This window comes from Phenylobacterium sp. (genome assembly GCF_046291545.1).
In the GTDB taxonomy this organism is placed as follows: Bacteria; Pseudomonadota; Alphaproteobacteria; order Caulobacterales; family Caulobacteraceae; genus Phenylobacterium.
Genome location: NZ_JBKBSM010000009.1, coordinates 71,295 through 97,547 on the forward strand (window position 1 = coordinate 71,295; position 26,253 = coordinate 97,547).

The window sequence follows — 26,253 nt, forward strand, 5'->3', positions numbered from 1 at the left end:
CGCCGGTTCGACGTGTCCTTCTGGAATCGCTCCGTCTGGCGGCGCCTCGCGGCGGGTCCCAGCCCGCTATTCGTAGCGCAGGGCCTGCACCGGGCGTCGGCGGGCGATCGCCAGGGCGTGGCCGCCGACCGTGACGCCGGCGACCGCCAGGGCCGCGGCCCCCGCGGCCAGGAAGATCCAGGCCGACAGCTCGATCCGATAGGCGAAGCCGTCGAGCCAGCGGCGCATGAGCCACCAGCCGATCGGGCACGCCGCCGCCCAGGCGATCAGCACCGGGCGGGCGAAGCGCCACAGCAGCAGCCGGAAGACCTGGGCGCTGGAGGCGCCCATCGCCTTCCTCACACCGATCTCCTTGGTACGGCGCTCGGCGGTGAAAGCCGAAAGGGCGAACAGGCCCAGGCCCGCCAGCAGCAGGGCGAGCGCGCCCAGCGCCGCCGCCAGAAGCCCCTGCTGCAGCGTCGTGCGGTAGAGCTGCCGCACATAGTCGTCCAGGAACCGCCGCTGGATCGCTCCCGCCTGGCCGGTGCGTCGCCAGAGCCGGTCGATGGCGCCGGTCGTCTCCGCCAGGCGCCGCCCGTCCAGCCGCACGCTCAGGACCTGGTCGGCGGGGTAGTTGATGAAGTCCACCATGAACACGGTCGGCTTGACCGGCGCGCTCTTCAGGTTGAGCGTCGCATCGGGCACGACGCCGACGACGTCGAACTCGCCGAGGCCGGGCCCCACCGCCACCCGCCTGCCGATGGCGGACTGCGGCGCGGGCAGGCCCAGCTTTCGCACCGCGCTCTCGTTCAGGACGATGGTTCCGTGCTGCGGCTTGGGCCAGTCCTGCGGCTTCTGCTCGTCGATGGCGTGGCGGCGGGAGAACAGGCGGCCGGCCAAAGGCTCGATCCCGTAGAGCTCGAACCAGCCATAGTCGACCACGCCTACGTCCGCATGGACGGTCGGTCCGCCCGGCAGGTTGGCGTCCATCACGAACTTCACCGGATCGAAGCTGTCGAGGTCCAGGAGGTTCACCGACGAGCAGGCCGCGCCCGTCACGCCCGGCAGGCGGCGGACCTCGGTTTCGAAGGCGGTGCGGCAGGGGGTCATCTCGATGGTGAGGATCTGGTCGGTGTCGAGTTTCAGGCCCTCCTCCATGGCGAAGCGCGTCTGCCTCCAGACCACGATCACCGCCAGGATGAGCACGATCAGCACCGCGAACTGTCCCGCCACCAGCGCCTCGCGAAGGCGGCCGGAACCGTTCCCCGCCACCGGTCCGCCCTTCAGCACCGTCGCCGGACGGAACGCCGACAGCACCAGCGCCGGATAGGCGCCGGCCAGGACCGACAGGGCCGCCGCGCCGGCCAGTAAGCCGGCCAGCAGCCGCGGATCGCGCCAGTAGGGAAAGCTCAGCGCCTTGCCGAGAAAGGCGTTCAGCCACGGCAGCGAGACCTCGACCAGCGCCAGGGCGAGCACCAGGGCGCACAGGACCTGCAAGGCCCCCTCGCCGATGAACTGGAGCACCAGGTGGCGGCGCTGCGCCCCGGCGGCCTTGCGCACGCCCACCTCCACCGCCCGCCGCGCGCCCCGCGCCGTGGCCAGGTTGACGAAGTTGATGACCGCCAGGACCAGCACCATGCCGGCGGCCGCGCCGATCGCCGCCAGCGCTCCGCGGCTGGAGCGCGTCTCCGCCGCGCCCAGGCTCGCGCCACGGAACGCCTGGAGGTGCAGCGCCCGCAGCGGGGTCAGGTCGAAGCGCACGCTCGAACCGTCCGGCAGGCCCGCCAGCGGGCCCAGCCGATCGGGCGCGAGGGCCGCGGCCAACGCCTTGCGCGCACCCGGCGAGGCGGCCCGCACATAGGTCCTCATCCGGACGGTCTCGAACCTCGCCGCGGGGTGCTGGCCGGGCCTTGGCGTCACCAGCCAGGTCGCGAACCCCCGCTGCGTCCCGCCCTGCGCCTCAAGGCGGGCCAGCCGCGAGAAGGGAGCCGTCCCCGCCGCGAACAACTCCTGGCCAAGGTGCGTCTCCGGCGGCAGGTCGCGCAGAACCGCACCGACCTGCAGCGGGCCTGCGCCGTCCAGGTCCAGCGTCTCGCCCAGGGGCGCGTCGCGGCCGAAGTAGCGGCGCGCCGCCGCGCGCGTGATCACCACCCCGTCCGGCCGGGCCAGGGCGGCCGCGGGATCGCCCGCCAGCGCCGGCAGCGGCAGCACCTGGAAAAAGCCGGGATCGACCCAGGCCACCTCCTCGCGCGCGGCGATCTCGCCATGGCTGACGGTCAGCCGGTCGTAGACGAGGCGGGCGACCGTGGGCGGCGGCGAGCCGCTGGCCCTCAGCCGTCCGGCGATCCAGCCGGGGGCGTAGTCGGTCACCACCGGCGCCTGGCCGGGCATGCGCAGGTCCGAGGTGACGACGAACACCTCGTCCGCTCCTGGGATGAAGCCGTCGTAGGCCAGTTCGCTGGCGACGTAGAGGCCGGCCAGGATCACCGCGGCGGCGCCGAACGCCAGGCCGGCGACGCCGACGGCGGCGTGGAGCCGGTCGGCCCGCAGGTTGCGCCAGGCGGCGGCCAGGAGGTGTCGCAGCAAGACTTGCCTCCGGGTCGGCTATTCGTAGCGCAGGGCGTTCACGGGCTTTGCCCGCGCCACCCGCAGCGCGTGGGTGAACACCGTCGCCCAGGCGATCGCCAGGGCCCCGGCGCCGGCGGCCGCGAAAGTCCAGGCGGCCAGCTCGACGTGATAGGCGAACCCATCCAGCCACCAGCGCATGGCCAGCCAGGCCGCCGGCCAGGCGATGATATTGGCCGCAAGCACCGGGCGGCTGAACCGCCAGATGAGCAGGCCCAGGATGTCGCCCGCGCTCGCCCCCATGGCCTTGCGCACCCCGATCTCCTTGGTGCGCTGCTCCGTCGTGAAGGCCGAGAGGGCGAACAGCCCCAGGCAGGCGATCGACAGCGCCACCAGCGCCGCCAGGGCCACCGTCGCCCCCTGGATCAGGGTGTCGATGTAGAGCCGCAGGGTGAACTGGTCGGCGAAGACCCGCAGCAGCGGCCGCCCGCCTCCCACCTGCCGCCAGGCCGCGTCCACGGCCGCCAGCGTCTCGGGAATGCGCGCGCCGTCGAGCTTGGCGGCCAGGCCGATCGAATAGGGCGGCAGGTTGCGGCCGATGGCGAACAGGGTCGGCTTCACCGGGTCGCGCAGCGAGCCCAGGGTAAAGTCCGGCGCCACGCCGATCACGCGGGAGGGCTTGAGCGGCGGGATGGTGTAGACCGCCTTGCGCTGGCTCTCGTCCCACACCCCGTGCCAGCGCACGCTCGCCCCCACCGCCGCCTGCGGCGAGGAGAAGCCAAGGCGCCGCGCGGCGGTCTCGTTCAGCACGACCGGGGCGTAGGAGTCGGCCCCGCCGGCCTCGCCGTCGGCCGGCCGGCTTCGGTCGAAGAACCGCCCTGCGAGCGGCTCGATGCCGAACACCTCGAAGAAGTCGAAGTCCACCGCGGCGACAGACACGTCGCTGCGCCGATCGCCCAGGCTGATCTCGTCGCGGCTGTCCGCCATGTCCAGCGCCATCGCCGACACGCAGGCGGCCGAACGCACCCCCGCCTGGGCCCGCATCAGGTCGCGCAGCCGCTCCGAGCACGGACGGGAAAACACCAGCAGCACCTGGTCCTGCTCCACCCGCATGCCTTCGTTCAGCGCGTAGAGGGTCTGGCGGCCGATCGTCACCGCCGCCACGATCAGGGCGATCAGCACCGAGAACTGGGCCACCACCAGCCCCGTGCGCACCAGTCCGCCGCCGCCGCCCTCCACCGGGCCGCCCTTGAGCACCGCCGCCGGCCGGTACTTGGATAGCACCAGCGCCGGATAGGCGCCGGCCAGAAGGCCCGTGGCCGCGACCACGCCGGCCATGCTCGCCGCCAGGGCCGGGTCGCTCAGATAGTCGAAGGCGATGGACCTTTGCAGGAAGGCGTTGAACGGCCCCATCAGCAGCTCGGCCAGCGCCACAGCGCACACCCCGGCCACCAGCACATAGACCATGGCCTCGCCCATGAACTGGGCGATCAGGTCGATCCTGCGCGCCCCCGCCGCCTTGCGCACGCCCACCTCCACCGCCCGGCGCGCGGCGCGGGCGGTCATCAGCGTCACGAAGTTGATCGCCGCCACCACCACGATCAGGCCGCCCATCAGGGCGATGCCGGCGATCACGCCCGGGTCCGCCGGCGGCTTGAGGGTCCCTTGGCTCGCGCGGGTCAGGTGGACCTTGGGCAGGGGGATGAGGTGCAAGGTGCGCTGGATCGGCTGCAGGCTCTCCGCCGGCCCCAGCGGCAGCCGGCGGTCCAGGAAGGTGCGCAGCCGCGCCTGCATCGTCTCGATCGAGGCGCCCGGCCTCAGCCGCACATATGTGGCGAGCGTGTTGGTGTTGGGGCCGTTGATCGCTTCGTACTGCGAGATCGGGCTCTGGGGGGCGCGGGCCGAGGCGATGATCTGCGCCGTCATGTGGGTCTGCGAGGGCAGGTCCTCCAGCACGGCGGTCACGCGCATGGGCTGGCCCTCCACCCGCAGGGTCTCGCCCAGCGGCGCGTCGCGGCCGAAGTACTTGCGGGCCGTCGCCCGGGTCAGGACGATGCTGTCGGGGGCTGCGAGGGCGCTCGACCGCTCGCCGGCCACCAGCGGCAGACGCACCACCTCCAGGAAGTTCGGGTCGCCCCAGAACAGGTTCTGTTCTGCGCCGACGATCTCGCCGCGCCGCACTGTCGGCGGGAAATAGGAGGGCGAGAGCCGGGCCACCGCCTCGATCTCCTGGAACTCCGCCTTCAGCGGCTCGGCCAGCATCATCTGGGTGTACTGCGTCTCCAGGGGCTGGCTGGCGCCCATGACGATCGTCTGGCTGGCCAGGAACACCCGCTCGGCGCCCGGCGTGAACCGGTCGTAGGTGAGCTCGTCGCGCACGTAGAGCCCGATCAGCAGGGCGGCCGCGAAGCCGATCGCCAGACCCGCGATGGTGACGCCGGCGTAGAAGCGGTTTCGCTCCAGGTTGCGCACCGCGGTCACGAGATAGTTGCGCCACATGACGGGACCTCCTGCTTCGCCGGAACGGCGGGTGTCCGTAGGGCCGGCGGCGCGATCAGGCCGCCAGCCGGGTCTGGCCGACCACGCGGCCGTCCAGCAGCCGGATCGTGCGTTCGGCCTCGGCGGCGTGGCTCATCGAGTGGGTCACCATCACCACGGTGACGCCGGCCTTGGCCGCGCTGGTCAGCAGCGCCATCACCGCCTCGCCGTTGGCGGTGTCCAGGTTGCCGGTCGGCTCGTCGGCCAGGATCAGGCTGGGGCGCGAGACCAGGGCGCGGGCCACGGCGACGCGCTGCTGCTGGCCGCCTGAGAGCTGCTTTGGCCGGTGGCGCGCGCGGTGCGCCAGCCCCACCTCCTCCAGCGCCTCGGCCACCCGGCGGCGGCGCTCGGCGGGGGCGACCTTGCGGTAGAGCAGGGCCACCTCGACGTTCTCGGCCACGGTCAGGTCGTCGATCAGGTTGAAGCTCTGGAAGACGAAGCCGATCCGGTCTCGCCGCAGCGCCGTCAGCCGCCGCTCGCCGTAGCCCGAGACCTCCTCGCCGAAGAAGCGGAACGAGCCGCTGCTTACCGCGTCCAGCAGCCCCAGGAGGTTGAGCAGCGTCGACTTCCCGCAGCCCGAGGGGCCGGTCACCGCCACGAACTCGCCGGCCCCGATCTCGAGGGAGACCTCGTTGAGGGCCAGGGTTTCCACCTCGTCGGTGCGGTAGACCTTGCTGACGTCCTGAAGCTGAAGCATTTCGCGCTCCCTATTTCGCGAGAATGACCTGATCGACCTTCTCGAAGGCCGCGTAGTCGGAGGTGATCACCCGTTCCCCGGGCTGCAGGCCCGACAGGACCTCCACCTGTTCGGCGTTGCGCCGGCCCAGGCGCACGCGGCGCCGTTCGGCCTTCCGCCCGCCGTCGTCCAGCACCATGACCCAGTCGCCGCCGGTGCGCTCCAGGAACGGGCCGGCGGGCAGCACCAGCGCCGGCTGGTCGCCGCCCAGCGTCAGGCGCCCCTCCAGGGCCTGGCCCGGCAGAAGGCCGCCCGGCTGCGCGCCCTGGAAAGCCAGTTCGATCTGGAAGGTCGAGTTGGTCACCTGCGGGTTCACCCGGATCACCTTGGCCTGCACGTCGCCGCCGCCCGCCTCGATGCGCGCGCCCTGGCCCTGGCGCACCCGGCCCAGGTAGTATTCGTCCACGTCGGCGCGCAGCTCGAATCCTGTCTGCGGCACGATCTGCCCCAGGCGCTGGCCGCGGTTGCGGATCTCCCCCACGGTGACGTCGACATCGGCCAGGCGGCCGGCCACCGGCGCGCGCAGCACCAGGGCGTCCAGCTTGGCGCGGGTGATCTTCAGGCTCTCGCGCAGGCTCTCCAGTTCGGCGTGGATCTGCGGGAGCTGTCGGCGGCGCAGCGCGTCCTGCTGGCGGTTCGAGGCGAGCTGCAACGGCAGCAGGTCCCTGTTGTAGGCCAGCTCGTCGTGCGCGGCCTGGTGCGCCTCGCGCGAGACGAAGCCCTTCTCCAGCAGGGCGTCGCGCCGCTCGGCGGTGCGTTGCAGGCGGGTGATGTCGTATTGGATGCGGGCGGCCGCCTTCTCGTTGGCGACCCGGGCGTCCTCGAGCTGCTTCTCATAGGCCTGGAGCTGGGTGATCGACTCCACCAGCCGGCCCTCCCGGTCCAGGACCTCCAGCTCAAGCTCGGTGTTGCGGAAGCGGATGATCGGCTGGCCCGCCGCCACCCAGTCGCCGGAGTGGGCCAGGACCTGTTCCACCTGGCCGCCCTCAAGCGCGTCCAGGAACACCTGGTCCTTGGGGGTCACCGTCGCCCGCATCGCCACGAAATCGTGGAAGACCGCCCGCTCGACCGCGGCCGTCGTCACCCCCGCCGCCGGCACCCGGACCGACGGCTTCGCGCCCGCGGCGAGCCCGGCGGCGAGCGCCGCCACCGCGGCCAGCGCCAGGGCCGCGCCGCCGATCGCCTGGTTGCGCCGCTTGCGCCACCAGGGCCGGTCCAGCCGCCTGTCCATGCTCTCGCTCATCCGCCCAGTATCGCGGCGAAGCGATGGGAGGCGAAACGCCGACGCAATAAGGAGTTGCGGGCGCGGCCCGCCGCCAGGACGGCCCGTCGCCGTCCGGAATCGGACACCCCGCGCGCCGCGGGTGCTCGCCGTGGCCAAGCCGCGCCTGGCCGGGCGCGGCTTTGCCGCCGCCGCCGCCTCGCCTTAGACTCGGCGCATGACCGGCCAGCGCCGCTATCTCGTCCTCGACGACGACGCCGACGTGCTCAAGGCGGCCGCCTTCGCCCTGGCCGGCCCAGGCGTGCGCGTGGACGTCGCCCCTTCGCTCGACGGACTGGAAGCCCTGGCGCGGGGCTGCGACGCGGTGCTCCTGGACCTCAACTTCGCGGTCGGCCGGCGCGACGCCGGCGAGGGGCTGGACGCCCTGGCCCGCCTCGGCGCCGCCGACCCGGCCCTGTCGGTGGTGCTGATGACCGCCTTTGGCGGCGTCGCCCTGGCGGTCGAGACGCTCAAGCGCGGCGGCGTCGACTTCATCCTCAAGCCCTGGCGCAACGAGGCCCTGGCCGAAGCGATGGACCGGGCCGCCGCCGTGACCGACGCGCGCCGCGCCGAAGCAGGCCTCGACCTCGAGGCCGTCGAGCGGCGGGCGATCATGCGCGCGCTCGAGGCCTGCGAGGGCAACATCACCCGCGCCGCCTCGCTCCTGGGCCTGACCCGCCCGGCCCTCTATCGCCGGATCGAGCGCCATGGCCTCTAGGCACGGGCCCTGGGCCGTACGCCCCGCCCTCGGGGCCGCGATCCGGGCGGCGGCGATCGGCGTCCTGGCCTTCGTCGCGCTCCTGGCGATCCTCGCCCAGTTCTTCGCCGCTGCGCTCGTGCTCGCCGCCCTCGCCGCCGTGCTGGCCGCCGACCTCGCCCGGCTGCTCGGCGCGGCCGACCGCGCCCTGGCCCAGTTCGTCGACGGCCTGGCCATCGAGGGAATGGAACGCCCGCGGGCGCCGCGCCGGCTCACCGGCCTCGCCGCCGCCATCGAGCGGGCGCACGCGCGGCTTGGCGCGGCCCGGGCCGAGCGCGAAGGTCGGCTCCTGATCCTGGAGACCCTCATCGACACCGTGGGCGCGGCCCTGGTGATCGTGGACGACGACGGCCAGGTTCTGCTCGCCAACCGCGCCGCGCGCGCCCGCTTCGGCGTCGAGCGGGGGGCGCTGTCGGCGGCGCCGGCCTTCGGCGCCGAGGCCCTGGACCGCCTCGCCGCCCTCCCGGCCGGGGGACGCGATGTGATCCGCCTGGCCGACGGCCGCTCGGTTCTGATCCAGGTCGCCGCCTTCGAGGCGCCGGGCGAGCCCCGCCGCCGGCTGATGTCGCTCCAGCTCGTCGCCGGCGAACTCGACGCGGTGGAGGTCAAGGCCCAGACCGACCTCGTGCGGGTTCTCGCCCACGAGATGATGAACTCCCTGACGCCGGTCTGCTCCCTGTCCGAGGGGCTCCTCGCACGGTTCGGCCAGGACGGCGGGGGCCCCGACACGCAGGAGGTCGTCGAGGTGGTGGAGGTGATCGCCCGCCGCAGCGCCGGCCTGATGGCCTTCGTCGAGCGCTACCGGCGCGTGGCCCAGCCCCCGCCGGCCGAGGTCGCGCGCTTCGCCGCCGCCGACCTCCTCGCCCGCCTGGAGCGCCTCGCCGCCCCGATCCTGGCCCCCGGCGGGGTCGTCCTCGCCTGCCGCGCCGAGCCGCGGGGCCTGCAGCTCGCCGGCGACGCCGGGCTTCTCGAGCAGGCGCTGCTGAATCTCCTGATCAACGCTGGCGAGGCGCTGAGCGGTCGCCCCGACGCCCGGATCGAGCTGTCCTGCACCGTGGAGGGCGACCGTGCGGTCCTCGGCGTCGCCGACAATGGGCCGGGCCTGCCCTCGGCCGACCCGGAGGCGGCGTTCGTGCCCTTCTACACCACCAAGCCCGGCGGCTCGGGGGTCGGCCTCACCCTGGCGCGGCAGATCGCCGTCGCCCACGGCGGGTGGCTCGAGCATGTCCCCGGCCCGAGCGGCGGGGCGCTCCTTCGCCTGCTCCTGCCGCTCGCGCGCGACTGAGCCCGCTCCCCGGGGCCCGTCCGCCCCCCGCGGCCAAGCCTCGCCGGCCTTCAGCGGCGGGCTGGGGTCCTGGGGCGCCGATCGACGGCATATATCATAAGTTATACCAAGTAGTTCTACTTGGGGCAATTCCCGATAAAATACAACGTTCATGCTTAATTAATGGGGCCCGAAACAACTATCTTCCCCTGAATTGAATATCCGCGCGTTGGGGGACGCAACGATGTTATCTAAAAATGCCGTGCCTGCGCGAGTTGCAATTGAAGGTCCGCTGACCGTCCGAACTTGTCACAATTATACTTGCGACCTTGTGTCGCGCATTGGGGCGGCGAAGGCTTTCGTTCTGGACATTTCCGGCTGCTCGGACGTGGACGTCGCGGGCGTCCAGCTCGTGGAGTCGGCCCGGCGCTTCGCCGAGCGCAGCGGCGTGCGGCTGGAGCTCGCCGCCGGCGCCGAGGGCCGCTGGGTCGAGGTCCTGGAGCGCGGCGGCTTCGTCACGGCCGCCAGGCCGCTCGACCGCGCCTTCTGGCTGCACGAGCGCGGCGAGCCATGAGCGCTTCCATCCCGGCGGTCGAGGCGTCGGCCGGCCTTAACCTGGCGATCCGCAGCGCCCGTGGCGCCGCGGGCGGGCTGGCCCAGCCCTTCGTCGCCGACCAACGCGTGCGCAGCGCCGGAAAGGTCCCGAACCGATGAGCCATCAGGAAGCCCGCGCGGCGTTCATGGCCGAGGCCCACGATCTGCTGGGAAAGGTCGAGGAGGGGCTTCTCAGCCTTTCGACCCGGCCCGACGCACGCGACCTCGTCGACGAGGTGTTCCGCGGGCTGCACACCCTGAAGGGGTCGGGCGCCATGTTCGGCTTCGATCACCTCGCCGCGTTCGCCCACCATTGCGAGAGCGCCTTCGACCGGGTCCGCAAGGGCGAGGCCGCGGCGACCGCGGAGCTCATCTCGGCCTCGCTGTCGGCCAATGACCACCTGCGGCGCCTGCTGGAGCACCCGGGCGATCCCGCGGCCGTCGAGGGCCGCCGGCTTCTCGATGCGCTGGAGGCCGCGCTCGGCGCGGCGATGCAGGCGCCTTCCGCCGCCCCGTCGACGCCCGCCCGGCCGGCGCGCTGGCGTGTGCGCTTCAGCCTGCCGCCGAACGCCCTCGTCAACGGCGCAAACCCCCTGGCCCTGCTGGCCGAGCTGCGCGAGCTGGGGACGGCCGAGGTCACGGCGGACACCTCCATGGTCCCCCCGCTGGACGAACTCGACGCCGCCCGGTGCCACGTCGCCTGGGACGTGGTGCTCGAGACGGATCAGCCCCGCTCGGCGATCGAAGACGTCTTCGTCTTCATGATCGACGACATGCAGCTTCAGATCGAGGCGCTGGACGAGGCGCGCGAGCCCGAGCCCGAGCCCCAGGCCGAGCCCGCGTCCTCGGCCGCCCCGGCGGCGGGCCCCGTCGCCGAGGCCGGGCCTGCGGCCGCCGCGGTCGATACGGTGCGGGTGCCGGCCGAGCGGCTAGACGAGCTGATGGACCGGGTCGGCGAACTGGTGATCGCCCAGTCGCGCCTGAGCCAGCTCGCCGCCGCCAGCGAGGACCTCGCCCTGCGCGCCGTGGCCGAAGAGATCGAGCGTCTGTCGGGCGAGTTGCGCGACACGACGATGGTGCTGCGCATGGTGCCGGTGGGCGCCCTGTTCGGCCGCTTCCGGCGGCTGGTCCACGACCTGGCCCGCGAAACCGGCAAGTCCATTTCGCTGACGACCGAGGGGGAGAGCACCGAGGTCGACAAGACGGTGATGGAGCGCCTGGCCGACCCGCTCGTCCACCTGATCCGCAACTCCGCCGACCACGGCCTGGAGACGCCGGCCGAGCGCCGGGCGGCGGGCAAGCCCGAGGCCGGGCGGCTGAGCCTGTCGGCCCGCCAGGCGGGCGGGGAGGTCGTCATCTCCATCCGCGACGACGGCCGGGGCGTCGACCTGGAGCGCGTGCGCGCCCGGGCCGAGGCGCAGGGCCTTCTGGAGCCCGGCGCCGCGATCGCCGACGCCGAGCTCCTGCAGATGATCTTCCATCCGGGGTTCTCCACGGCCGCCGCCGTCACCAGCCTCTCGGGACGCGGGGTCGGCATGGACGTGGTCAAGCGCACGGTCGAGGCCCTGCGGGGGTCGATCGACATCGTCTCGCGCCCGGGCGAGGGCGCCGAGATCTCCCTGCGCATTCCCCTGACGCTCGCGATCATCGACGGACTGCTCGTGCGGGTGGGCCAGGGCCGCTACGTCGTCCCGCTCGCGGCGGTCGAGGAATGCCTGGAGCTCCCGCTCGACGAGGACATGCGCCACCGCGGCCGCAGCCTCATCTCCCTGCGCGACGCCCTGGTGCCCTACCTGCGCCTGCGCGACGTGTTCGAGACGGGCACGCCGCCCGAGCTCCACCAGAAGGTCGTCGTCGCCACCACGGGCGAGGAGCGGGTGGGACTGGTGGTGGACCAGGTCATCGGCGACCACCAGACGGTCATCAAGTCGCTGTCCAAGCTCCATGACGACGTCTCCGCCTTCTCCGGCGCCACGATCCTCGGCGACGGCGGCGTGGCGCTGATCCTGGACGTCCCGCACCTGGTGGCCGCCGGCCAACGCCTGGAGGCGCAGCTGCGCGCCGCCGGATGAACCCCGAACAGGATCTGCGCATGACTGCGACCGAAGCCGGCGAGATGCAGGCGCTCACCTTCGAACTCGGCGGCGAGATCTTCGCCCTGGAGGCCGGGATCGTCCAGGAGATCCTGGACCTGCTGCCGGAGACCGAGGTCCCCGGCGCCTCGCGCCTGGTCGGCTCCGTCATCAACTTCCGGGGCAAGGTGATTCCCCTGGCGGATCTGCGCCTGGCGTTCGGCATGGAGGCCGCCGCCGCATCCCTCGACAGCCGCATCGTGGTCGTCGAGCTCGACCTCCACGGCGAGGCCATGCTCGTGGGGTTGCGCACGGACAAGGTGCGCGAGGTCGCCGCCCTGGGACTCGCCGCGAGCGAGGCGCCGCCGAGCGTCGGCATGCGCTGGCCCAGCGAATTCATCCGCCGCCTGGTGCGACGCGACGGCGAGGTCGTCGTCGTCCCTGACCTCCAGGCGCTCTTCTCCTTCAGAAATGACGCGTCCGCCGCAGGCGCCGCGTCGCAACTTCGTCTCTGACCGGCACCTTGGGGGGCAAGCCACAATGCGTTTCACGATCAAGGTAAAACTGGTGACGGCCTTCGCGGCCGTCATCCTGCTGCTGGCCGGCACGGCCGGCTTCGGCATTTACAGTCTGGGCAAGATCAACCAGGCGATGGGTGGGCTGATCGATGGCCCGGTGAAGCGGCTCAACCGCGCCCACCTCGCAACAGAGCAAATGCTGCTCGTTCACCGCGCCCAGAAAGGGGTCCTCCTGTCGCAGAGCGCCGAGGAGTTGGCGAAGTACCTCGACCGCAGTGAAACGGCCCGCGCCGACCTCAAGAAGACGCTTGAAGAGGCCTACGCCGACGCGAGCGTGCAGGGCAAACCGGACTGGGAGCAGGCTCTCAAGGCCTTCGACGCGTACGCCGAAGTCGACGACGAGATCCAGGGCCTGGCCAGGGCCGGTCGGCACGCCGAGGCTCTGGACCTCAGCACCGGCCGCGGAGGCAAGGTGACCGACGACCTGAGCAGCCTGATGGAGGCCTCGGTCCAGCGTAACCAGGAGCGGATGACCAAGGCCGCCGAAGACGCCGAAGCCCAATACCGCAACGCGCGCAACGTGCTCGTGGCGGCCGCCCTCGTCGCCCTGCTGATCGCGGCCGGTGCGGCCTTCTGGATCGCCTACGGCGTCAGCCAGGGCCTGGGCCGTCTCAAGATGGTGGCCAACGCCGTGGCCATCGGCGATCTCGACCAGCGGGTCGTGGTCAAGAGCAACGACGAGATCAAGGATCTGGTCGAGACCTTCAACGGCATGACCGACAACCTCAAGGCGACCGCCCACATGGCCGACCAGATCGCCCTGGGCGACCTGAGCGTCGAGCCCAAGCCCCTGTCCGACAAGGACGTCCTTGGCCAGTCCCTGCGCCGCATGGTGCTGAACCTGCGCGAGACGGCCGCCGTGGCCGACCAGATCGCCGGCGGCGACCTGATGGTCCAGCCCAAGCCCCTGTCGGACAAGGACACCCTGGGCGTGGCCCTTGAGCAGATGGTCGAGCGCCTGCGGGGCGTGGTCGCCGACGCCGTCGCCGCGGCCGACAACGTCTCGGCCGGCAGCCAGGAGATGTCCGCCAGCGCCGAGCAGCTTTCGCAGGGGGCGACCGAGCAGGCCGCCGCCGCCGAACAGGCCTCGGCCTCGATGGAGGAGATGGCGGCGAACATCAAGCAGAACGCCGACAACGCGGCCCAGACCGAGAAGATCGCCCGCCAGTCGGCGAAGGACGCGGAGACCTCGGGCGAGGCGGTGGCCCGCGCGGTGAGCGCGATGCAGACGATCGCCGAGAAGATCACCATCGTGCAGGAGATCGCCCGCCAGACCGACCTTCTGGCGCTGAACGCGGCGGTGGAGGCGGCGCGGGCCGGCGAGCACGGCAAGGGCTTCGCCGTGGTGGCCTCGGAGGTGCGCAAGCTGGCCGAGCGCAGCCAGACGGCGGCGGCGGAGATCGGGGCGGTGTCCTCGGAGACGGTGAAGGCGGCCACGTCCGCGGGCGAGATGCTGTCGAGCCTGGTGCCGGACATCCGCAAGACCGCCGAACTGGTGGCCGAGATCAGCGCAGCCTGCCGCGAGCAGGACATGGGCGCCGGCCAGATCAACGACGCCATCCAGCAGCTCGACAAGGTGACCCAGCAGAACGCCAGCGCCTCCGAGCAGATGTCGACGACCTCCGAGGAGCTGGCCGCCCAGGCCGAGGAGCTGCAGACCTCCATCGCCTACTTCAAGACCGACGCCAAGGCCGCCCGGCCGGCGGGGCAGATGGCCCGGATGGCCGCGGCCAAGCCGCGCCCGGCCGCCACGGCCCGGGCCAAGCCCGCCGCCAAGGCCGCGCCGCGGAACACCGTCGCCGAACAGCAGGCGCGCGTGAGCGGGTTCGCCCTGGACATGACCATGGGCGGGCCGGACGCCGACGACGTGAACTTCCGGGAGGCGGGCTGATGTCCGCCGGGGCCGAGGCGCAGTACGTCACCTTCGGCGTCGGGGCGGAGACCTTCGCCGCCCCCGTCAGCCTGGTGCGCGAGATCCTGGACTACCGCGAGGCGTTCAGGATCCCCAACGGCCCCGCCTATCTCCTGGGGCTGACGGATGTGCGCGGCCGCGGCGTGCCCACGGTGGACCTGCGGGTCCGCCTGGGCCTGCCCGCCGCCGCGCCGACGCTGCAGACGCGCATCATCGTCCTGGACGCGCCGCTGCAGGACCGCGTGCTCAGTCTGGGGCTGGTCGCGGACCGCGTTCACGAGGTCATCGCCATCCAGTCCGACCAGATCGAGCCGGCCCCGGAGATCGGCGTGCCCTGGCGCTCCGAATACATCGCCGGCGTCGTGCGCAGGGAGCAGGGCTTCGTCGTGCTCATCGACATCGCCCGCCTGTTCACCAGTCGTGAGGCGGCCGGCCTGGAGTCGGCGGCCGAGCAGACGTTCGCAGCATGAGCCCGCAGGCCCCCGCCGGCGCCACGAGCGCGTCGGCGGGCGGCTGGTAACCAGGAAGCTTCCCGTGTCAGACCTAGCCCGCAATCTTGCGCCGGCGATCAGCGACCGCATGAGCCAACGCAACTTCAACCGGCTGGCTCGCTTCATCCACGACTACAGCGGCATCAAGATGCCGCCGACCAAGAAGACCATGCTGGAAGGCCGCCTGCGCCGCCGGCTGCGGGCGACGGGCGCCGCCAGCTTCGACGACTACTGCCACTTCCTGTTCGAGGGCGGCGCGCTCGAGGAGGAGACCGTCCACCTCATCGACGCGGTGACCACCAACAAGACCGACTTCTTCAGGGAAGCCCGGCACTTCGACTATCTGTCCGAGGTGATCCTGCCCGCCAGCGTTCGGCAGGGGACGCAGGCCGTCCGCGCCTGGAGCGCGGCCTGCTCCACGGGCGCCGAGCCCTACACCCTGGCCATGGTTCTCGACCACTTCGCCGCCCAGTCGCGCCCGTTCGACTACTTCATCCTGGCCACGGACCTCAGCACCGACGTGCTCACGACCGCCCAGGCCGGCGTCTTCCATGAGGAGATGACGGCGCCCGTGCCGCCGCACCTTCGCCGCCGCTATGTCATGCCCGCGGTCGATCCGGGGCAGCCGCAGGTGCGCATCCATCCCGACCTCAGGTCGAAGGTCGGCTTCGCGCGGCTGAACCTCATGGACCCCAGCTACCCGGTCGGCGAGCCGTACGATCTCATCTTCTGCCGCAACGTCATGATCTACTTCGACAAGCCGACCCAGGCGGGGGTGCTGCAGCGCCTGTGCGAGCGCCTGAAGCCGGGCGGCCACCTGTTCATCGGCCACTCCGAAACCATCGCCGGGGTGGACCTGCCCCTGGCCCAGGTCGCCAACACCATCTTCCGGCGGCTCTAGGCGGCTGGCGGCCCCGGACGGCCGCGCCGTTCAGGCGCGTCAGGGGCGGAAGCCGAACCGCGCCGGAACCGGGTCCCTCAGGGGGGCGGCCAGGCGGGCGAACTCGCAGAGCAGCGGACGGGTGTCCTGGGGCGCGATGATTTCCTCGACCAGGAACTTCGCGGCCGTTCGGAACGGGGAGCGGACCGCGTTCAGCCGCTGCTCGATCGCCGCCCGCGCCGCCTGGGGATCGTCGGCGGCCTCGAGTTCGGCCTTGTAGGCCGCGTCCACGCCGCCTTCGATCGGCAGCGAGCCCCAGTCGCCGGAGGGCCAGGCGTAGCGGTAGCGGAACCGGGTGTGGTCGCACATGCCGGCCGCGGCCACGCCGAAGGCCTTGCGTATGATGACGGTGCACCAGGGGGTGCGCGCCTGGTAGACGCTGGTCAGGGCTCGGGCGGCGTGACGGATCGTGCCTTCCTTCTCCGCCTGGACCCCGATCACCACGCCGGGGATGTCCACCAGGTGGACCACCGGCAGGTGGAAGGTCTCGGCCAGTTCGACGAACCGCACGAGCTTGTCGCAGGCCGCCGCCGTCCAGCCGCCGCCGTAGATCATCGGGTCGCTGGCGAGGATCGCCACGGGCCAGCCGTCCAGCCGCGCCAGGCCGGTGATGACCGACTTGCCCCAATGGCGGCCGATCTCGAAGAACGAGCCCTCGTCGACCACCGCGCCGATGACGCGGCGCATGGGATAGACCTTGCGTCTGTCCCGGGGCGCCGCGCGGTCCAGCCACGGGTCGCGCCGGTCGGGGGGATCGAGCGCTGGCCCCCGTTCCGCCGCGCTGTGGGTGGACGCCGGCAGGTAGGACAGGAACCGCCGCGCCTTGGCGAAGGCGTCGGCCTCGTCGTCGGCGACGTCGTCCACCGCCCCGCTGCGGGCGTGAACCATCGCCCCGCCGAGGTCCTCCTTGGTCACTGGGGTTCCCAGGGCCGAAACGATCGCCGGGCCGGCGGCGAACATGAAGCCGGTCTCGCGCAGCAGGACTGTGTAGTGGCCCGAGACCAGCCGCGCCGCCCCGAGGCCGGCGACCGGACCCAGGCCCAGGCAGATGACCGGCACGGTCGACAGGTTGGCGGTCAGCCCCTCCCAGCCATGGATCGTCGGGACATAGGTGTAGCCCGTGCGCTCGACCTCCCGCACCGAGCCGCCGCCGCCGCTGCCGTCGATCAGCCGCACGATCGGCAGCCGCAGTTCGCCCGCCATGGCCTCGGCCTGGGCCTGCTTCTCATGGATGGCGGCCTCGGACGATCCGCCCCGGACGGTGAAGTCGTCGCCGTAGACGACCACGTCGCGGCCGTCGATGCGGCCTCGGCCGAAGATGCTGTTGGCCGGGGTGAAGGCGGTCACCCGCCCGTCCGCATCGTACTGGGCCTGCCCCGTGATCGAGCCGACCTCGCGGAAGGTCCCGGGATCGAGCAGGCTGGCGATGCGCTCGCGCACCGACAGCTTGCCCTTGGCGTGCTGCAGCGCGACCTTGTCGGCCCCGCCCATCTCGGCGGCCAGCCCCTGCAGGCGGCGCAGTTCGGCGATCTCGGGCGCCCAGCCCTCGGCGTCTTCGCTCACCTTTGGGCCTCCAGGGTGACCAGCGGCTGGTCCTCCTCGACCACCTGGCCCTCCTCCACGTGGATCGCGGCGACGCGGCCGGCGGCGCCCGCCAGGACCGGCAGCTCCATCTTCATGGCTTCGAGCACCACCAGGGCGTCGTCCTCGCCGACCTCCGCCCCTGGCGCCGCCTCGATCCGCAGCACGGTTGCGGCCATGTCCGACCTGACGACGATCTTCATCTTGCAGTCTCCGTTGATGCATTCGCCCCGTCCGGGGCGGCGGCGAGGGACTCGGCCAGACGGGTGTCCGTCTCGCCCGCGAGGATGGCGGGCCAGGCGGCGAGCCGGCGCAGGAAGTCGAGGTTGGTGGCCACGCCGCGGACCTGAAGCCCCTGGAGCGCGCCCTGCATGCGCTGGAAGGCGGCCGTGCGGGTCGGGCCGTGGGCGATGATCTTGGCGATCATGGGGTCGTAGAAGGGAGAAATCCGGTCTCCGCTGCGGTAGCCGCTCTCGATCCGCAGCCCCTCGCCGGCCGGCGGCGTGAACGTCTCGAGCAGCCCGGGCGAGGGGCGGAAACCGCGGGCGGGGTCCTCCGCGTAGAGCCGGCACTCGACCGCGTGGCCCTGGATCTTCACCTCGGCCTGGGACGGCAGGCGAAGGCCGCCCTCGGCGCAGGCGATCTGCATCTGCACGAGGTCCAGGCCCGTCACCATCTCGGTCACGCCGTGCTCGACCTGGATGCGCGTGTTCATCTCCAGAAAGAAGAAGTCGCCGGTGTCCGCGTCGAGCAGGAACTCGACGGTGCGGGCCCCGGCGTAGGCCTGGCTGCGCGCCAGGCGGACCGCTGCCAGCCCCAGGCGCTCGCGCAGGGCGGGGTCGAGGCGCGGCGCGGGGCTCTCCTCGATGATCTTCTGGTAGCGGCGCTGCAGCGAGCAGTCGCGCTCGAAGAGGTGGATCGCGTCGCCCGCCCCGTCGCCGAACACCTGCACCTCGACATGGCGGGCCCGGCGCACGAGCCGCTCCAGATAGACCGAAGGAACTGCGAAGTTGCGGCGAGCCAGGTCCATCAGGCGCGGAACCCCGGCGGCCAGCGCCACGGCGGTCTCGACGACCTGCATGCCCATGCCCCCGCCGCCGCCGGCGGCCTTCAGAAGCGCCGGAAAGCCTATGGTCGAGATGGCGGCCTCGAGCTCCGCCGGCTCGGCCGAGCGCAGTTCCCGGCCGGGAAGCACGGGAACGCCCGCCGCCTCCGCGGCATTGCGCGCATTCAGCTTGTCGCCCATCGCGCGGATGCAGGCGGGGGAGGGGCCGATCCAGGTGAGGCCCGCGGCGAGCACGGCCTCGGCGAACGCGGCGTTCTCCGACAGGAAGCCGTATCCCGGATGCACGGCGTCCGCGCCGCTTCGGCGCGCCGCGCCGAGGATGCGCTCGACGTCCAGATAGGACTGCGCCGGCGGCGCAGGCCCGATGGCTTCGGCGAAGTCCGCCGCCTCCACGTGCAGCGCCCCGCGGTCCGCCTCGGAGAAGACCGCCACGCTCTCCAGCTCCAGGGATCGGCAGGCCCGCGCGATCCGGCAGGCGATCTCTCCCCGATTGGCGATCAGCACGCGCCGCACGCGGTTCATGAAACTGACCTCATATTTAATTCAGGTCAGCTTTAGAGGCATCCTCTCCTGTCGTCCAGACGCGGCGTCGGGCGCGGCGCTCAGCCCGTCGCGGGGGGACGGGCGGCCGAGCCGAACAGCCAGCGGGAGAGCGCGACGATCGGGCCGGGCAGGTTCTCCGGCTCGGGGGCGTCGGGATAGAGGACGCGCAGCCAGGCCAGGCTCGCGGCGTCGGCGACCATGTCGTCGTCCAGCCCAAGGGCCTCGATGAGCGCCAGGAACTCGCGGTCCGGATAGACGCTCAGCTTGCGCAGCAGGTCGTCCATCATCGCGCCCAGCATGTAGACCACGAGCATCACCGCTGCCTCGTCGACGTCGCCCGGCCGGCGGCGCATGGCGCTCTGGGTGACGCGAAGGAACCAGCTTCGATTGGTCCGCTGCGACAGGTCGGCGAACTCGGGGACCTCGTCGGCGAGCTGGAAGATGCAGCGCATCAGGCCCGCGTTCGCCCGGCCGACGGCGAGCCACTTCCTGTTGTCGGCGCGAATCGCCTCGAAGGCGGTGGCGCCCCGTTCGCCGCTCGCCTGCAGCCCCATGAAATGGTCGATCAGGCCCGTCAGCACGGTGAGGGACGCGTCGGTCTTGTCCTTGAAATAGACGTAGAACGAGCCTTCCGCGACGCCGGCGCACTCGGTGACGTCGGTCACGCGCATCGCGTGGTAGCCGCGTTGCTCGAGCATCTTGGCCGTGGCGATCTTCAGCCGTTCCCGCGTCCGCTGCCCTTTCTGCTTGGCGGGGCGGTCGCGGAGTTCGTCTTCCAGATGCTGAATGTACGAGAACTGCATGGGGCTCCTTCCGAAGCCGCCAGCATAGCTTGCATTGACGAAAACAAAAAATTGAGTTCAATCTCAGAAAATTACAAACCAGTGAGGCTCCTCCCATGTCCGCAGCGTCCCTTCAGGACACCGTCCTTTCACTCCCTCTTGATGCGGAGGTGGGCGTCTCGGAGTGGGTGCTCGTCGACCAGGACATGGTGGACGCCTTCGGCGCGGCCACGCGCGACCCGGACCCCATGCACGTCGATCCGGCCTGGGCCGCCGCGAACGGTCCGTTCGGCGGCACGATCGCCTTCGGCTTCCTGACGGTGTCGCTCCTCACCCACCTGCTCCATTCGGCGCTGCGGACCCAGCCCAACCATGAGGCCGCCGGCCAGGGGTACTACCTGAACTACGGCTTCGACCGCCTGCGGTTCGTGGCTCCCGTGCCCACCGGCTCGCGCATACGCGGGCGGTTCACCAAGCTGCGCCAGGTCCAGGACGAGAAGGGGCGCTGGCTGACCAGCTTCGGCTGCGTCGTCGAAATCGAGGGCGCCGAACGTCCGGCCCTGGTGGCCGACTGGCTCTCCTTGTGGGTGCCGCCGGCAGAGACGCATTGAGCCGATGAGCCTGCGCCGCCTCTCGCGCGCCCAGGTCCTGGCCTATTCGGCAGGCTCGCTGGGCACCGGCGTGTTCTCGACGGTTCCCACGGTCCTCCTGCTGTATTTCTGCACCGAGACCCTGGGGATCGCTTCGGGGGCGGCGGCCCTGCTGATCACGGCGCCCAAGCTCTGGTCGATCGTCTGGGATCCGTTCGTCGGCGCCTGGTCGGACCGCACGCGCAGCCGCTTCGGCCGAAGGCGGCCCTTCCTCCTTGCCGGCCTTCTCGGCGTCGTCGTGGCCTTCGTCGCGGTCTTCTCGCCGCCGCCCCTGGCCCCGGCGGCCCTGATCGCCTGGACCGGCCTCAGCTACTTCGCCCTGGCGACGGTCTATTCCCTGTTCGCCGTCCCCTACGCCGCGCTTCCCGCCGAGATCGCCGGGGACGAGGCCGAGCGCGCGCGCCTGGTGTCGTGGCGCATGGTGGTGGTGATGGCCGGCGTGCTCGCCGGCGCCGGCCTGGCGCCGATTCTGGTGGAGCGGCTCGGGGGCGGGCGGGCGGGCTATGCGGCCATGTCCGTCGTCATCGCCCTTCTGTGCGGCGCAGCGATGCTCGGCCCGGTGGCCATGATGCGCGGCCGCGACCGCAACGCCGCTGCGGGGGTCGACGCCCCCGGCCTGCCGCGCCAGCTTGCCGAAGCCCTGCGCAGCCGCAGGTTCCGCTACCTCATCGGCGCCTATGTCGCCCAGCTCACCGGGGTGGGCGCCTTCAGCGCCTCCGTGCCCTACCTGGTCACCCACGCCTGGGGCCGGGGGGAGGGGGACATCGGCGTCGCCATGGCCGCGATGCTCGGGACGACGGCCTTCGCCGTGCCGCTGTGGACCGCCGCCGGGCGCCGCCTCGGCGAAGGGAGGGCCCTGGCGCTCGCCGCCGTGGTCTTCGCCGGGGTCGCCTTCCTGGTCGGCATGCTGGCCGCGGGCGGCGCCAGCTGGCCCCTCGTCCTCGGCGCCTTCGTCCTCGCCGGCCTGCCCTTCGCGGGGCTGCAGGTGCTGCCTTACACCCTGGTCGCCCATCTGGTGCACGCCGAAGCCGGCGAGGCCGGCGCCGAGGGCGTCTTCACCGGCGTGTGGACCGCGACGGAGAAGCTCGGCCTGGCCTTCGGGCCGGGGGTCGTGGGCCTCGCCCTGGCCGCCCTCCACGGAGAGGCCGCGCGCCTGGCTCCGTTCGTCATGATCGGTCCTGGGGCGCTGGCCCTCGGATCGCTGCCGTTCCTCGCCCTCGCGGGCGCCCAGAAGAAGGTCGCAATCGCATGAGCCTCACGCCGCCCCTCCTCCCGCGCATCAGCGACTACGTCTCCTGGTGGGCGGAGCGCACGCCCGAAGCCGAGGCGGCGGTGCTCGGAGACATGCGCGTCACCTACGCCCAGCTCAGCCGTTCGATCGACGAACTGGCGCGCGCCCTGCTGGCGGCCGGCGTGGGCAAGGGCGATCGTGTGGCCACCCTGCAGACGCCGCACCCGGACTTCCTCGTCGCCTTCCTGGCGACCGCCTCGATCGGCGCCATCTGGGTCGGGCTCAACCCGCGCTACCGGATCGGTGAGCTCACCCACGTGGTCACCGACGCCATGCCTGCGGTCCTCCTCGCCCGCACGAGCATCGAGGATCGGAACTACGAATCCGACATCGCCGCCCTCGCCGCACTGGACGGCGGGCCCCGGCGGGTCGTCGCCTTCGCCGGGGAGCCCGCGGCGAAGGGCGTGGAGACCATGGCCGACTTCCTGGCGGCCGGCGCGCAGGTGTCCGACCGGCAGCTGGCCGCCGCGCGGGCGGCCTGCGGCGGGCGCGATCCGTGCCTGATCGTCTACACCTCCGGCTCCACCGGGACCCCCAAGGGAGCGCTGCTGCACCACGACGGCATCGCGCGCTTCTGCCTTGAGCTGAACCGGCTGTGGCCGGTCGATCCCTTCCGGGTGGTGAACTACTTCCCGATCAACCACGTGGGCTGCGTCATCGACTGCTCCATGCCCTGCGTGGTCGCGGGCGGCGGCCTGATCTTCATGGAGCAGTTCGACCCGGCCGGGTGCCTGGACCTGATGGTCCGGGAGCGCGTCACGCTCTGGGGCTCGGTGCCCAGCGTCTTCCAGATGCAGGTGAGCCTGCCGGACTTCGCGGACTACGACCTCTCGGCGGTCCAGATCATCATGTGGGGCGGCGCGGCCATGCCGGTCGAGCTGATCCGGCGGCTGCAGGAGATCCAGCCGCTGATGGCCACCAACTACGGCATGACCGAGACCACCAGCGCCATCACCGTGGTCACGCCCACCTCGGACATCGACATCCTTTCCGGCTCGGTGGGCGAGGCGTTCCCCGGGGTGGAGGTGCGCCTGGTCGACGCCGAGGGCCGCTTGGCGGCGCCCGGCCAGGAAGGCGAGATCCAGGCCCGCTCTGGCTACAACCTCCTGGGCTACTGGCGCCGGCCGGAGGCGACGGCCCAGGCCTTCACCGAGGACGGCTTCTTCCGCACCGGCGACCTCGCCGTCCAGCGCCCGGACGGCCGCTACCGCATCTCCGGACGGCTGAAGGAGATGTTCAAGTCCGGCGGCTACAACGTCTACCCTCGCGAGGTCGAGATGGTCCTGGAGGCGCATCCGGCGATCGCCCAGGCGGCCGTGGTGTCGGCGCCCGATCCGGTGTGGCAGGAGATCGGCGTGGCCTACGTCGAGCCGCGCGCAGTGGTGGATCTGGCCGAGCTCGAAGCCCACTGTCGCGCGCACCTCGCCAACTACAAGGTGCCCAAGCGCTTCGTCGTCGATCCCCAGCTGCCGCTCCTGCCGATCGGCAAGATCGACAAGGTGACCCTCAAGCGCCGCGCCGCCGGGGAAGCCTGACATGACAGCGGTGCTCTACGAGGCGCGCGGCCCGGTCGCGCGCATCACCCTCAACCGGCCCGAACGGCTGAACGCGATCAACACCGGCCTGGTCTTCGGCCTGGTCGAGGCCCTCGCCCGGGCCATGGACGGCGACGAGATCCAGGTGGCGGTCCTGGCTGGCGCCGGGCGGGCGTTCTGCGCCGGCGACGACCTCGTGGAGTTCGGGGCCGGGGCCAAGAGCCGGGACGAGGCCACGGCCTTCATCGAAGGGCTTCAGGCCGTGACCCGGCTGATCCAGCTCGGCCCCAAGCCGGTGGTCTGCGCCGCCCAGGGCTGGATCGTCGGCGGGGCCGCGGCCTGGCCGCTCAACGCCGACTTCCTGGTCCTGGCCGAGGATGCGGTGATGTTCTGCCCGGAGGCGGCCCATGGCCTGTTTCCCACCGGCGGCGCCTCCATCCTCCTCGAGGAGCGCCTGGGTCCGGCGCGGGCGGCCGAGATGCTGTGGCTGGGGCGGCGGATCGGCGCCGCCGAACTCTTCTCGGCGGGCGTGGCCGCGGCCATGGTTCCCCCCGCAGAGCTGGACGGCGCGGTCGAGGCGCTGTGCGGGCGTCTCCTGGCCCTGCCGGCGGCCTCGCGCCGGCGGTTCAAGGCCGCCCGGGCCCAGGCGGTCGGACCACGTCTGGAGGAAGCCCTCGCGCGGGAGGCCGGGCTGTGCATGGAAGCGGCGCTGGACGCCGAGACCTTGGCGCGCGTGGCGGCCGCCTGGTCCTGAGGGCTGGCGGCGGAGCCCGGAGCTCCGCCGCCGCACCGCCTCAATAGCTGACCTTCAGCTCCAGGCCGTAGGTCTTGGGCGCCCCGAGGATGATGAACTTCTGGCCCACCAGGTCCTGGTTGGCCAGGTCGAACAGGCGCTGCTTGTAGACCTCGTCCGTCAGGTTCTTGCCCCACAGCGCCAGGCGCCAGCGGCCGTCCTCCGATTCGAGCGAGATCCGCAGATTGACCAGGCCATAGGGCGAGACCCGCCCGTCCGGATCGTTGTTCGCGGTCAGGTAGGAGCGGCCGCGGGCTTCGTACTCGCCATAGAAGGACAGTTCGCCGACCCCGGCGAGCGGGACGCGGTAGTCGGCCGAGACCATGCCGGTGTAGTTCGGCGCGTAGGGGATGTTGCGCAGCGGCGCCCCGTCGGGAAGGGCCCCTTCGTCGTAGCGGGCTTCCTGCACCGACAGGTTGGCCCCGATGTCGAGCCGCGAGGTCGGGCGGGCGGTCAGTTCGAACTCCACGCCCTGGGTGTGCGCCGCGCCGCCGTTCAGGATGATCGGGTCGTAGATCGCCGTGACGGGGTTGTCCTGCGAGATCTGGATGTCGTCCCACTTCATGTAGAAGACGGCCGCGTTGAGCACGGCGCGCCTGTCGAAGAGCGAAGCCTTCACGCCCGCCTCGTAGTTCCACAGCGACTCAGGTCCGAAGGCGATGCCGTTGGCGTCGCCCAGGGCGTCGTTGAAGCCGCCGCTCTTGAAGCCCTTGCTCGCGGTCGCATAGGCCATGACGTCGGGCGAGAACTTGAAGCGGATGTTGGCGTTGGGCGTGAACTCGCTCCATTCGTCGCTGGCGCGGATGTCCGCGTCGCCGCCGAGGATCGCGAGCGGGTCGTCCTGGGTGTAGTGGATCTTCTTCTCGTCGCGCGTGTAGCGGCCCCCCGCCGTCAGGTCGAGGCGGTCGGTGACGGCCCAGGTGGCGCTGGCGAACACGGCGGTGCTGGTGGTGTCGAGTTCGCCGTTCGAGCCGGCCAGCGTCCCTGTGAGCGAGGCGTCGCCGAAGAGATCGGCGAGGTCCGCGCCGATCTCGATGTAGCTCTGGTTCCTGGAGTTCTGGCGGAAGTAGTAGAGGCCGGCCAGCCAGTCGATCGGGCCGGTCGAGGTGTCGATCCGCAGCTCCTCCGACCAGCGCCAGACGCGCTCGGGGTCGCCGTCGTAGGCCATCCTCAGGGCCGAGCGGTCGGTGTCGGTCCGGCTGTAGTACTCGTGGCGGCGATAGGAGGCGACGTTGGTGACGTTGAACGCCCCGACCTTGGTCTTGAAGGTCGCGGCCACGCCCGAGGCGTCCAGGGTCTCGGTGGTGACCGTGTCCGCCTGGACCGTGCGGTCGAAGGGGTCGGCGTTGCGGTTGAGGCCGTAGGCGCCCAGCAGGATCGGCGCGAGGGCCGCGTCGTTGTAGACCAGCGTCTCGAACACGAGGGGCTCGTTGTCCGCCTCGTTGTGGTCGGCGGTCAGCAGCAGGCTGGTGTCCTCGCCGATGTCGAACAGGAGCTGGCCGCGCACGGACCAGGCCTGGTCGTCGTTCACGTCGCGGTTCAGCAGCTCGTTGTGCTCGTAGCCGCTGCGCGACTTGTGGCTCGCCGCGATCTTCCCGCTCACCGCGCCCGGCACAATCGGTCCCGAGACGGAGGCGCCGATGCGGCGATAGTCGAAGTTGCCCGCCTCCACGACGGCGGAGGCCTCAAGCGTGTCGCTCGGGCGCTTGGTGGCGATGCTGATGACGCCGCCGATGGTGTTGCGCCCGTAGAGCGTGCCCTGGGGCCCGCGCAGCACCTCCACCCGGTCGATGTCGTAGAGGTCGAGGTTGGCGCCCGCGCCCTGGCCGACGAACACCTCGTCCACATAATAGCCCACCGCCGGGTCCGCGCCGGCCGAGCCGGCGCTGCCGACGACGCCGCGCAGGGACGTCGGGGAGAGCTTCAGGTCCCCGAAGTCGCCGTACTGCAGGCCGGGCGTGCGGCGCGCCACGTCGGCGATGTCCGCCAGCCCTGCGCGCTCCATGGTCTCGGCCGTCACGGCCGTGATCGAAATCGGGATGTCCTGCAGGTTCTCCGCCCGCTTGCGGGCGGTGACGACGATCTCCTCGATCGCCGTCGGTTCGTCCTGCGCCAGCGCGGGCGAGCCCGCCAGAACCAGCACGCTCGCTCCGGTCAACAGCCAGTTGATGCGCATTCCACCCCCAAATTTCAAATATGAGATCAGTCTCAATATACAGCCCATCAATTCACGAAGCTGTCAATCAGGCGAAAACCGCGGGTCGGCGAACCGCCTCGCCCTTGGGGGTTGATCGCGCCAGAAAATGAGATCAATCTCAATTAAGC

Annotated in this window: 22 protein-coding genes; 13 read left to right on the forward strand and 9 right to left on the reverse strand. The window is 71.7% G+C overall.

The annotated features are described in order from the left end of the window. Nucleotides 1–66: 66 nt before the first annotated feature. From ACK4YQ_RS16110 to ACK4YQ_RS16125, 4 genes are read right to left on the reverse strand one after another with little or no spacing between them, the layout of a single operon-like run. Nucleotides 67–2,565, reverse strand: a complete 2,499-nt coding sequence (locus ACK4YQ_RS16110) for an FtsX-like permease family protein (RefSeq protein ID WP_409612660.1) — start codon at nucleotides 2,563–2,565, stop codon at nucleotides 67–69. An 18-nt stretch (nucleotides 2,566–2,583) separates the two neighbouring features. Next, nucleotides 2,584–5,043 carry an ABC transporter permease gene (locus tag ACK4YQ_RS16115; protein ID WP_409612662.1) on the reverse strand — a complete coding sequence of 820 codons (2,460 nt, stop codon included), beginning with the start codon at nucleotides 5,041–5,043 and terminating at the stop codon, nucleotides 2,584–2,586. 55 nt (nucleotides 5,044–5,098) lie between these two features. After that, complete coding sequence (locus ACK4YQ_RS16120) at nucleotides 5,099–5,779, reverse strand: ABC transporter ATP-binding protein (RefSeq protein ID WP_409612664.1); 681 nt, start codon at nucleotides 5,777–5,779, stop codon at nucleotides 5,099–5,101. A 10-nt stretch (nucleotides 5,780–5,789) separates the two neighbouring features. Further along, complete coding sequence (locus ACK4YQ_RS16125; protein WP_409612665.1) at nucleotides 5,790–7,049, reverse strand: efflux RND transporter periplasmic adaptor subunit; 1,260 nt, start codon at nucleotides 7,047–7,049, stop codon at nucleotides 5,790–5,792. 208 nt (nucleotides 7,050–7,257) lie between these two features. Here ACK4YQ_RS16125 and ACK4YQ_RS16130 point away from each other — a divergent pair, with 208 nt between their 5' ends. The 9 genes from ACK4YQ_RS16130 to ACK4YQ_RS16170 all read left to right on the forward strand — a co-directional run bounded on the left by ACK4YQ_RS16130 (nucleotide 7,258) and on the right by ACK4YQ_RS16170 (nucleotide 15,648). Further along, a complete protein-coding gene (locus ACK4YQ_RS16130) occupies nucleotides 7,258–7,797 on the forward strand; it encodes a helix-turn-helix domain-containing protein (RefSeq protein ID WP_409612666.1) in 540 nt (179 codons plus the stop codon). Continuing rightward, nucleotides 7,787–9,121: a sensor histidine kinase gene (locus ACK4YQ_RS16135; protein WP_409612667.1), complete on the forward strand. Its 1,335-nt coding sequence runs from the start codon at nucleotides 7,787–7,789 to the stop codon at nucleotides 9,119–9,121. The genes ACK4YQ_RS16130 and ACK4YQ_RS16135 overlap by 11 nt, the downstream gene beginning before the upstream one ends. A gap of 223 nt (nucleotides 9,122–9,344) precedes the next feature. Next, on the forward strand, nucleotides 9,345–9,674 hold the full coding sequence (locus ACK4YQ_RS16140) for an STAS domain-containing protein (protein WP_409612718.1): 330 nt from the start codon (nucleotides 9,345–9,347) through the stop codon (nucleotides 9,672–9,674). Then, the gene (locus ACK4YQ_RS16145) at nucleotides 9,671–9,814 is read left to right on the forward strand and encodes a hypothetical protein (protein WP_409612669.1); all 144 of its coding nucleotides are present in this window, start codon (nucleotides 9,671–9,673) and stop codon (nucleotides 9,812–9,814) included. Before ACK4YQ_RS16140 ends, ACK4YQ_RS16145 begins: the two co-directional genes overlap by 4 nt. Next, a complete protein-coding gene (locus tag ACK4YQ_RS16150; RefSeq protein ID WP_409612670.1) occupies nucleotides 9,811–11,766 on the forward strand; it encodes a chemotaxis protein CheA in 1,956 nt (651 codons plus the stop codon). Before ACK4YQ_RS16145 ends, ACK4YQ_RS16150 begins: the two co-directional genes overlap by 4 nt. A gap of 20 nt (nucleotides 11,767–11,786) precedes the next feature. Further along, nucleotides 11,787–12,281 (forward strand): chemotaxis protein CheW, encoded by a 495-nt coding sequence (locus tag ACK4YQ_RS16155; RefSeq protein ID WP_409612672.1) that lies wholly within the window; start codon nucleotides 11,787–11,789, stop codon nucleotides 12,279–12,281. A 25-nt stretch (nucleotides 12,282–12,306) separates the two neighbouring features. Further along, nucleotides 12,307–14,235 (forward strand): methyl-accepting chemotaxis protein, encoded by a 1,929-nt coding sequence (locus tag ACK4YQ_RS16160; protein ID WP_409612673.1) that lies wholly within the window; start codon nucleotides 12,307–12,309, stop codon nucleotides 14,233–14,235. Further along, nucleotides 14,235–14,726, forward strand: coding sequence for a chemotaxis protein CheW (locus ACK4YQ_RS16165; RefSeq protein ID WP_409612675.1), 492 nt, complete (start codon nucleotides 14,235–14,237; stop codon nucleotides 14,724–14,726). Before ACK4YQ_RS16160 ends, ACK4YQ_RS16165 begins: the two co-directional genes overlap by 1 nt. 64 nt (nucleotides 14,727–14,790) lie before the next feature. Further along, nucleotides 14,791–15,648 carry a CheR family methyltransferase gene (locus ACK4YQ_RS16170; RefSeq protein WP_409612677.1) on the forward strand — a complete coding sequence of 286 codons (858 nt, stop codon included), beginning with the start codon at nucleotides 14,791–14,793 and terminating at the stop codon, nucleotides 15,646–15,648. A 39-nt stretch (nucleotides 15,649–15,687) separates the two neighbouring features. Here the strand turns inward: ACK4YQ_RS16170 and ACK4YQ_RS16175 are convergent, their stop codons facing one another. The 4 genes from ACK4YQ_RS16175 to ACK4YQ_RS16190 form a co-directional block, all read right to left on the reverse strand. Continuing rightward, complete coding sequence (locus tag ACK4YQ_RS16175; protein WP_409612679.1) at nucleotides 15,688–17,250, reverse strand: acyl-CoA carboxylase subunit beta; 1,563 nt, start codon at nucleotides 17,248–17,250, stop codon at nucleotides 15,688–15,690. Continuing rightward, the gene (locus ACK4YQ_RS16180) at nucleotides 17,247–17,471 is read right to left on the reverse strand and encodes an acetyl-CoA carboxylase biotin carboxyl carrier protein subunit (RefSeq protein ID WP_409612681.1); all 225 of its coding nucleotides are present in this window, start codon (nucleotides 17,469–17,471) and stop codon (nucleotides 17,247–17,249) included. Before ACK4YQ_RS16180 ends, ACK4YQ_RS16175 begins: the two co-directional genes overlap by 4 nt. Then, the gene (locus ACK4YQ_RS16185) at nucleotides 17,468–18,856 is read right to left on the reverse strand and encodes an acetyl/propionyl/methylcrotonyl-CoA carboxylase subunit alpha (RefSeq protein WP_409612683.1); all 1,389 of its coding nucleotides are present in this window, start codon (nucleotides 18,854–18,856) and stop codon (nucleotides 17,468–17,470) included. The genes ACK4YQ_RS16180 and ACK4YQ_RS16185 overlap by 4 nt, the downstream gene beginning before the upstream one ends. 80 nt (nucleotides 18,857–18,936) lie before the next feature. Beyond that, a complete protein-coding gene (locus tag ACK4YQ_RS16190) occupies nucleotides 18,937–19,680 on the reverse strand; it encodes a TetR/AcrR family transcriptional regulator (RefSeq protein ID WP_409612685.1) in 744 nt (247 codons plus the stop codon). Nucleotides 19,681–19,775: 95 nt separating this feature from the next. Here ACK4YQ_RS16190 and ACK4YQ_RS16195 point away from each other — a divergent pair, with 95 nt between their 5' ends. From ACK4YQ_RS16195 to ACK4YQ_RS16210, 4 genes are read left to right on the forward strand one after another with little or no spacing between them, the layout of a single operon-like run. Then, nucleotides 19,776–20,270, forward strand: coding sequence for a MaoC family dehydratase (locus ACK4YQ_RS16195; protein ID WP_409612686.1), 495 nt, complete (start codon nucleotides 19,776–19,778; stop codon nucleotides 20,268–20,270). Nucleotides 20,271–20,274: 4 nt separating this feature from the next. Further along, on the forward strand, nucleotides 20,275–21,561 hold the full coding sequence (locus tag ACK4YQ_RS16200; RefSeq protein ID WP_409612688.1) for an MFS transporter: 1,287 nt from the start codon (nucleotides 20,275–20,277) through the stop codon (nucleotides 21,559–21,561). Then, nucleotides 21,558–23,135 (forward strand): class I adenylate-forming enzyme family protein, encoded by a 1,578-nt coding sequence (locus tag ACK4YQ_RS16205; protein ID WP_409612690.1) that lies wholly within the window; start codon nucleotides 21,558–21,560, stop codon nucleotides 23,133–23,135. Before ACK4YQ_RS16200 ends, ACK4YQ_RS16205 begins: the two co-directional genes overlap by 4 nt. Before the next feature lies 1 nt (nucleotide 23,136). After that, complete coding sequence (locus tag ACK4YQ_RS16210) at nucleotides 23,137–23,889, forward strand: enoyl-CoA hydratase/isomerase family protein (RefSeq protein ID WP_409612692.1); 753 nt, start codon at nucleotides 23,137–23,139, stop codon at nucleotides 23,887–23,889. 40 nt (nucleotides 23,890–23,929) lie between these two features. Here the strand turns inward: ACK4YQ_RS16210 and ACK4YQ_RS16215 are convergent, their stop codons facing one another. After that, nucleotides 23,930–26,104, reverse strand: coding sequence for a TonB-dependent receptor (locus ACK4YQ_RS16215; protein ID WP_409612694.1), 2,175 nt, complete (start codon nucleotides 26,102–26,104; stop codon nucleotides 23,930–23,932). Nucleotides 26,105–26,253: the final 149 nt, after the last annotated feature.

Bases quoted from the DNA above. Each gene is read 5' to 3' on its own strand.
- ACK4YQ_RS16115 (WP_409612662.1), bottom strand. From the start codon at position 5,043: ATGTGGCGCAACTATCTCGTGACCGCGGTGCGCAACCTGGAGCGAAAC.
- ACK4YQ_RS16120 (WP_409612664.1), bottom strand. From the start codon at position 5,779: ATGCTTCAGCTTCAGGACGTCAGCAAGGTCTACCGCACCGACGAGGTG.
- ACK4YQ_RS16125 (WP_409612665.1), bottom strand. From the start codon at position 7,049: ATGGACAGGCGGCTGGACCGGCCCTGGTGGCGCAAGCGGCGCAACCAG.
- ACK4YQ_RS16130 (WP_409612666.1), top strand. From the start codon at position 7,258: ATGACCGGCCAGCGCCGCTATCTCGTCCTCGACGACGACGCCGACGTG.
- ACK4YQ_RS16135 (WP_409612667.1), top strand. From the start codon at position 7,787: ATGGCCTCTAGGCACGGGCCCTGGGCCGTACGCCCCGCCCTCGGGGCC.
- ACK4YQ_RS16140 (WP_409612718.1), top strand. From the start codon at position 9,345: ATGTTATCTAAAAATGCCGTGCCTGCGCGAGTTGCAATTGAAGGTCCG.
- ACK4YQ_RS16145 (WP_409612669.1), top strand. From the start codon at position 9,671: ATGAGCGCTTCCATCCCGGCGGTCGAGGCGTCGGCCGGCCTTAACCTG.
- ACK4YQ_RS16150 (WP_409612670.1), top strand. From the start codon at position 9,811: ATGAGCCATCAGGAAGCCCGCGCGGCGTTCATGGCCGAGGCCCACGAT.
- ACK4YQ_RS16155 (WP_409612672.1), top strand. From the start codon at position 11,787: ATGACTGCGACCGAAGCCGGCGAGATGCAGGCGCTCACCTTCGAACTC.
- ACK4YQ_RS16160 (WP_409612673.1), top strand. From the start codon at position 12,307: ATGCGTTTCACGATCAAGGTAAAACTGGTGACGGCCTTCGCGGCCGTC.
- ACK4YQ_RS16165 (WP_409612675.1), top strand. From the start codon at position 14,235: ATGTCCGCCGGGGCCGAGGCGCAGTACGTCACCTTCGGCGTCGGGGCG.
- ACK4YQ_RS16180 (WP_409612681.1), bottom strand. From the start codon at position 17,471: ATGAAGATCGTCGTCAGGTCGGACATGGCCGCAACCGTGCTGCGGATC.
- ACK4YQ_RS16185 (WP_409612683.1), bottom strand. From the start codon at position 18,856: ATGAACCGCGTGCGGCGCGTGCTGATCGCCAATCGGGGAGAGATCGCC.
- ACK4YQ_RS16190 (WP_409612685.1), bottom strand. From the start codon at position 19,680: ATGCAGTTCTCGTACATTCAGCATCTGGAAGACGAACTCCGCGACCGC.
- ACK4YQ_RS16195 (WP_409612686.1), top strand. From the start codon at position 19,776: ATGTCCGCAGCGTCCCTTCAGGACACCGTCCTTTCACTCCCTCTTGAT.
- ACK4YQ_RS16200 (WP_409612688.1), top strand. From the start codon at position 20,275: ATGAGCCTGCGCCGCCTCTCGCGCGCCCAGGTCCTGGCCTATTCGGCA.
- ACK4YQ_RS16205 (WP_409612690.1), top strand. From the start codon at position 21,558: ATGAGCCTCACGCCGCCCCTCCTCCCGCGCATCAGCGACTACGTCTCC.
- ACK4YQ_RS16210 (WP_409612692.1), top strand. From the start codon at position 23,137: ATGACAGCGGTGCTCTACGAGGCGCGCGGCCCGGTCGCGCGCATCACC.
- ACK4YQ_RS16215 (WP_409612694.1), bottom strand. From the start codon at position 26,104: ATGCGCATCAACTGGCTGTTGACCGGAGCGAGCGTGCTGGTTCTGGCG.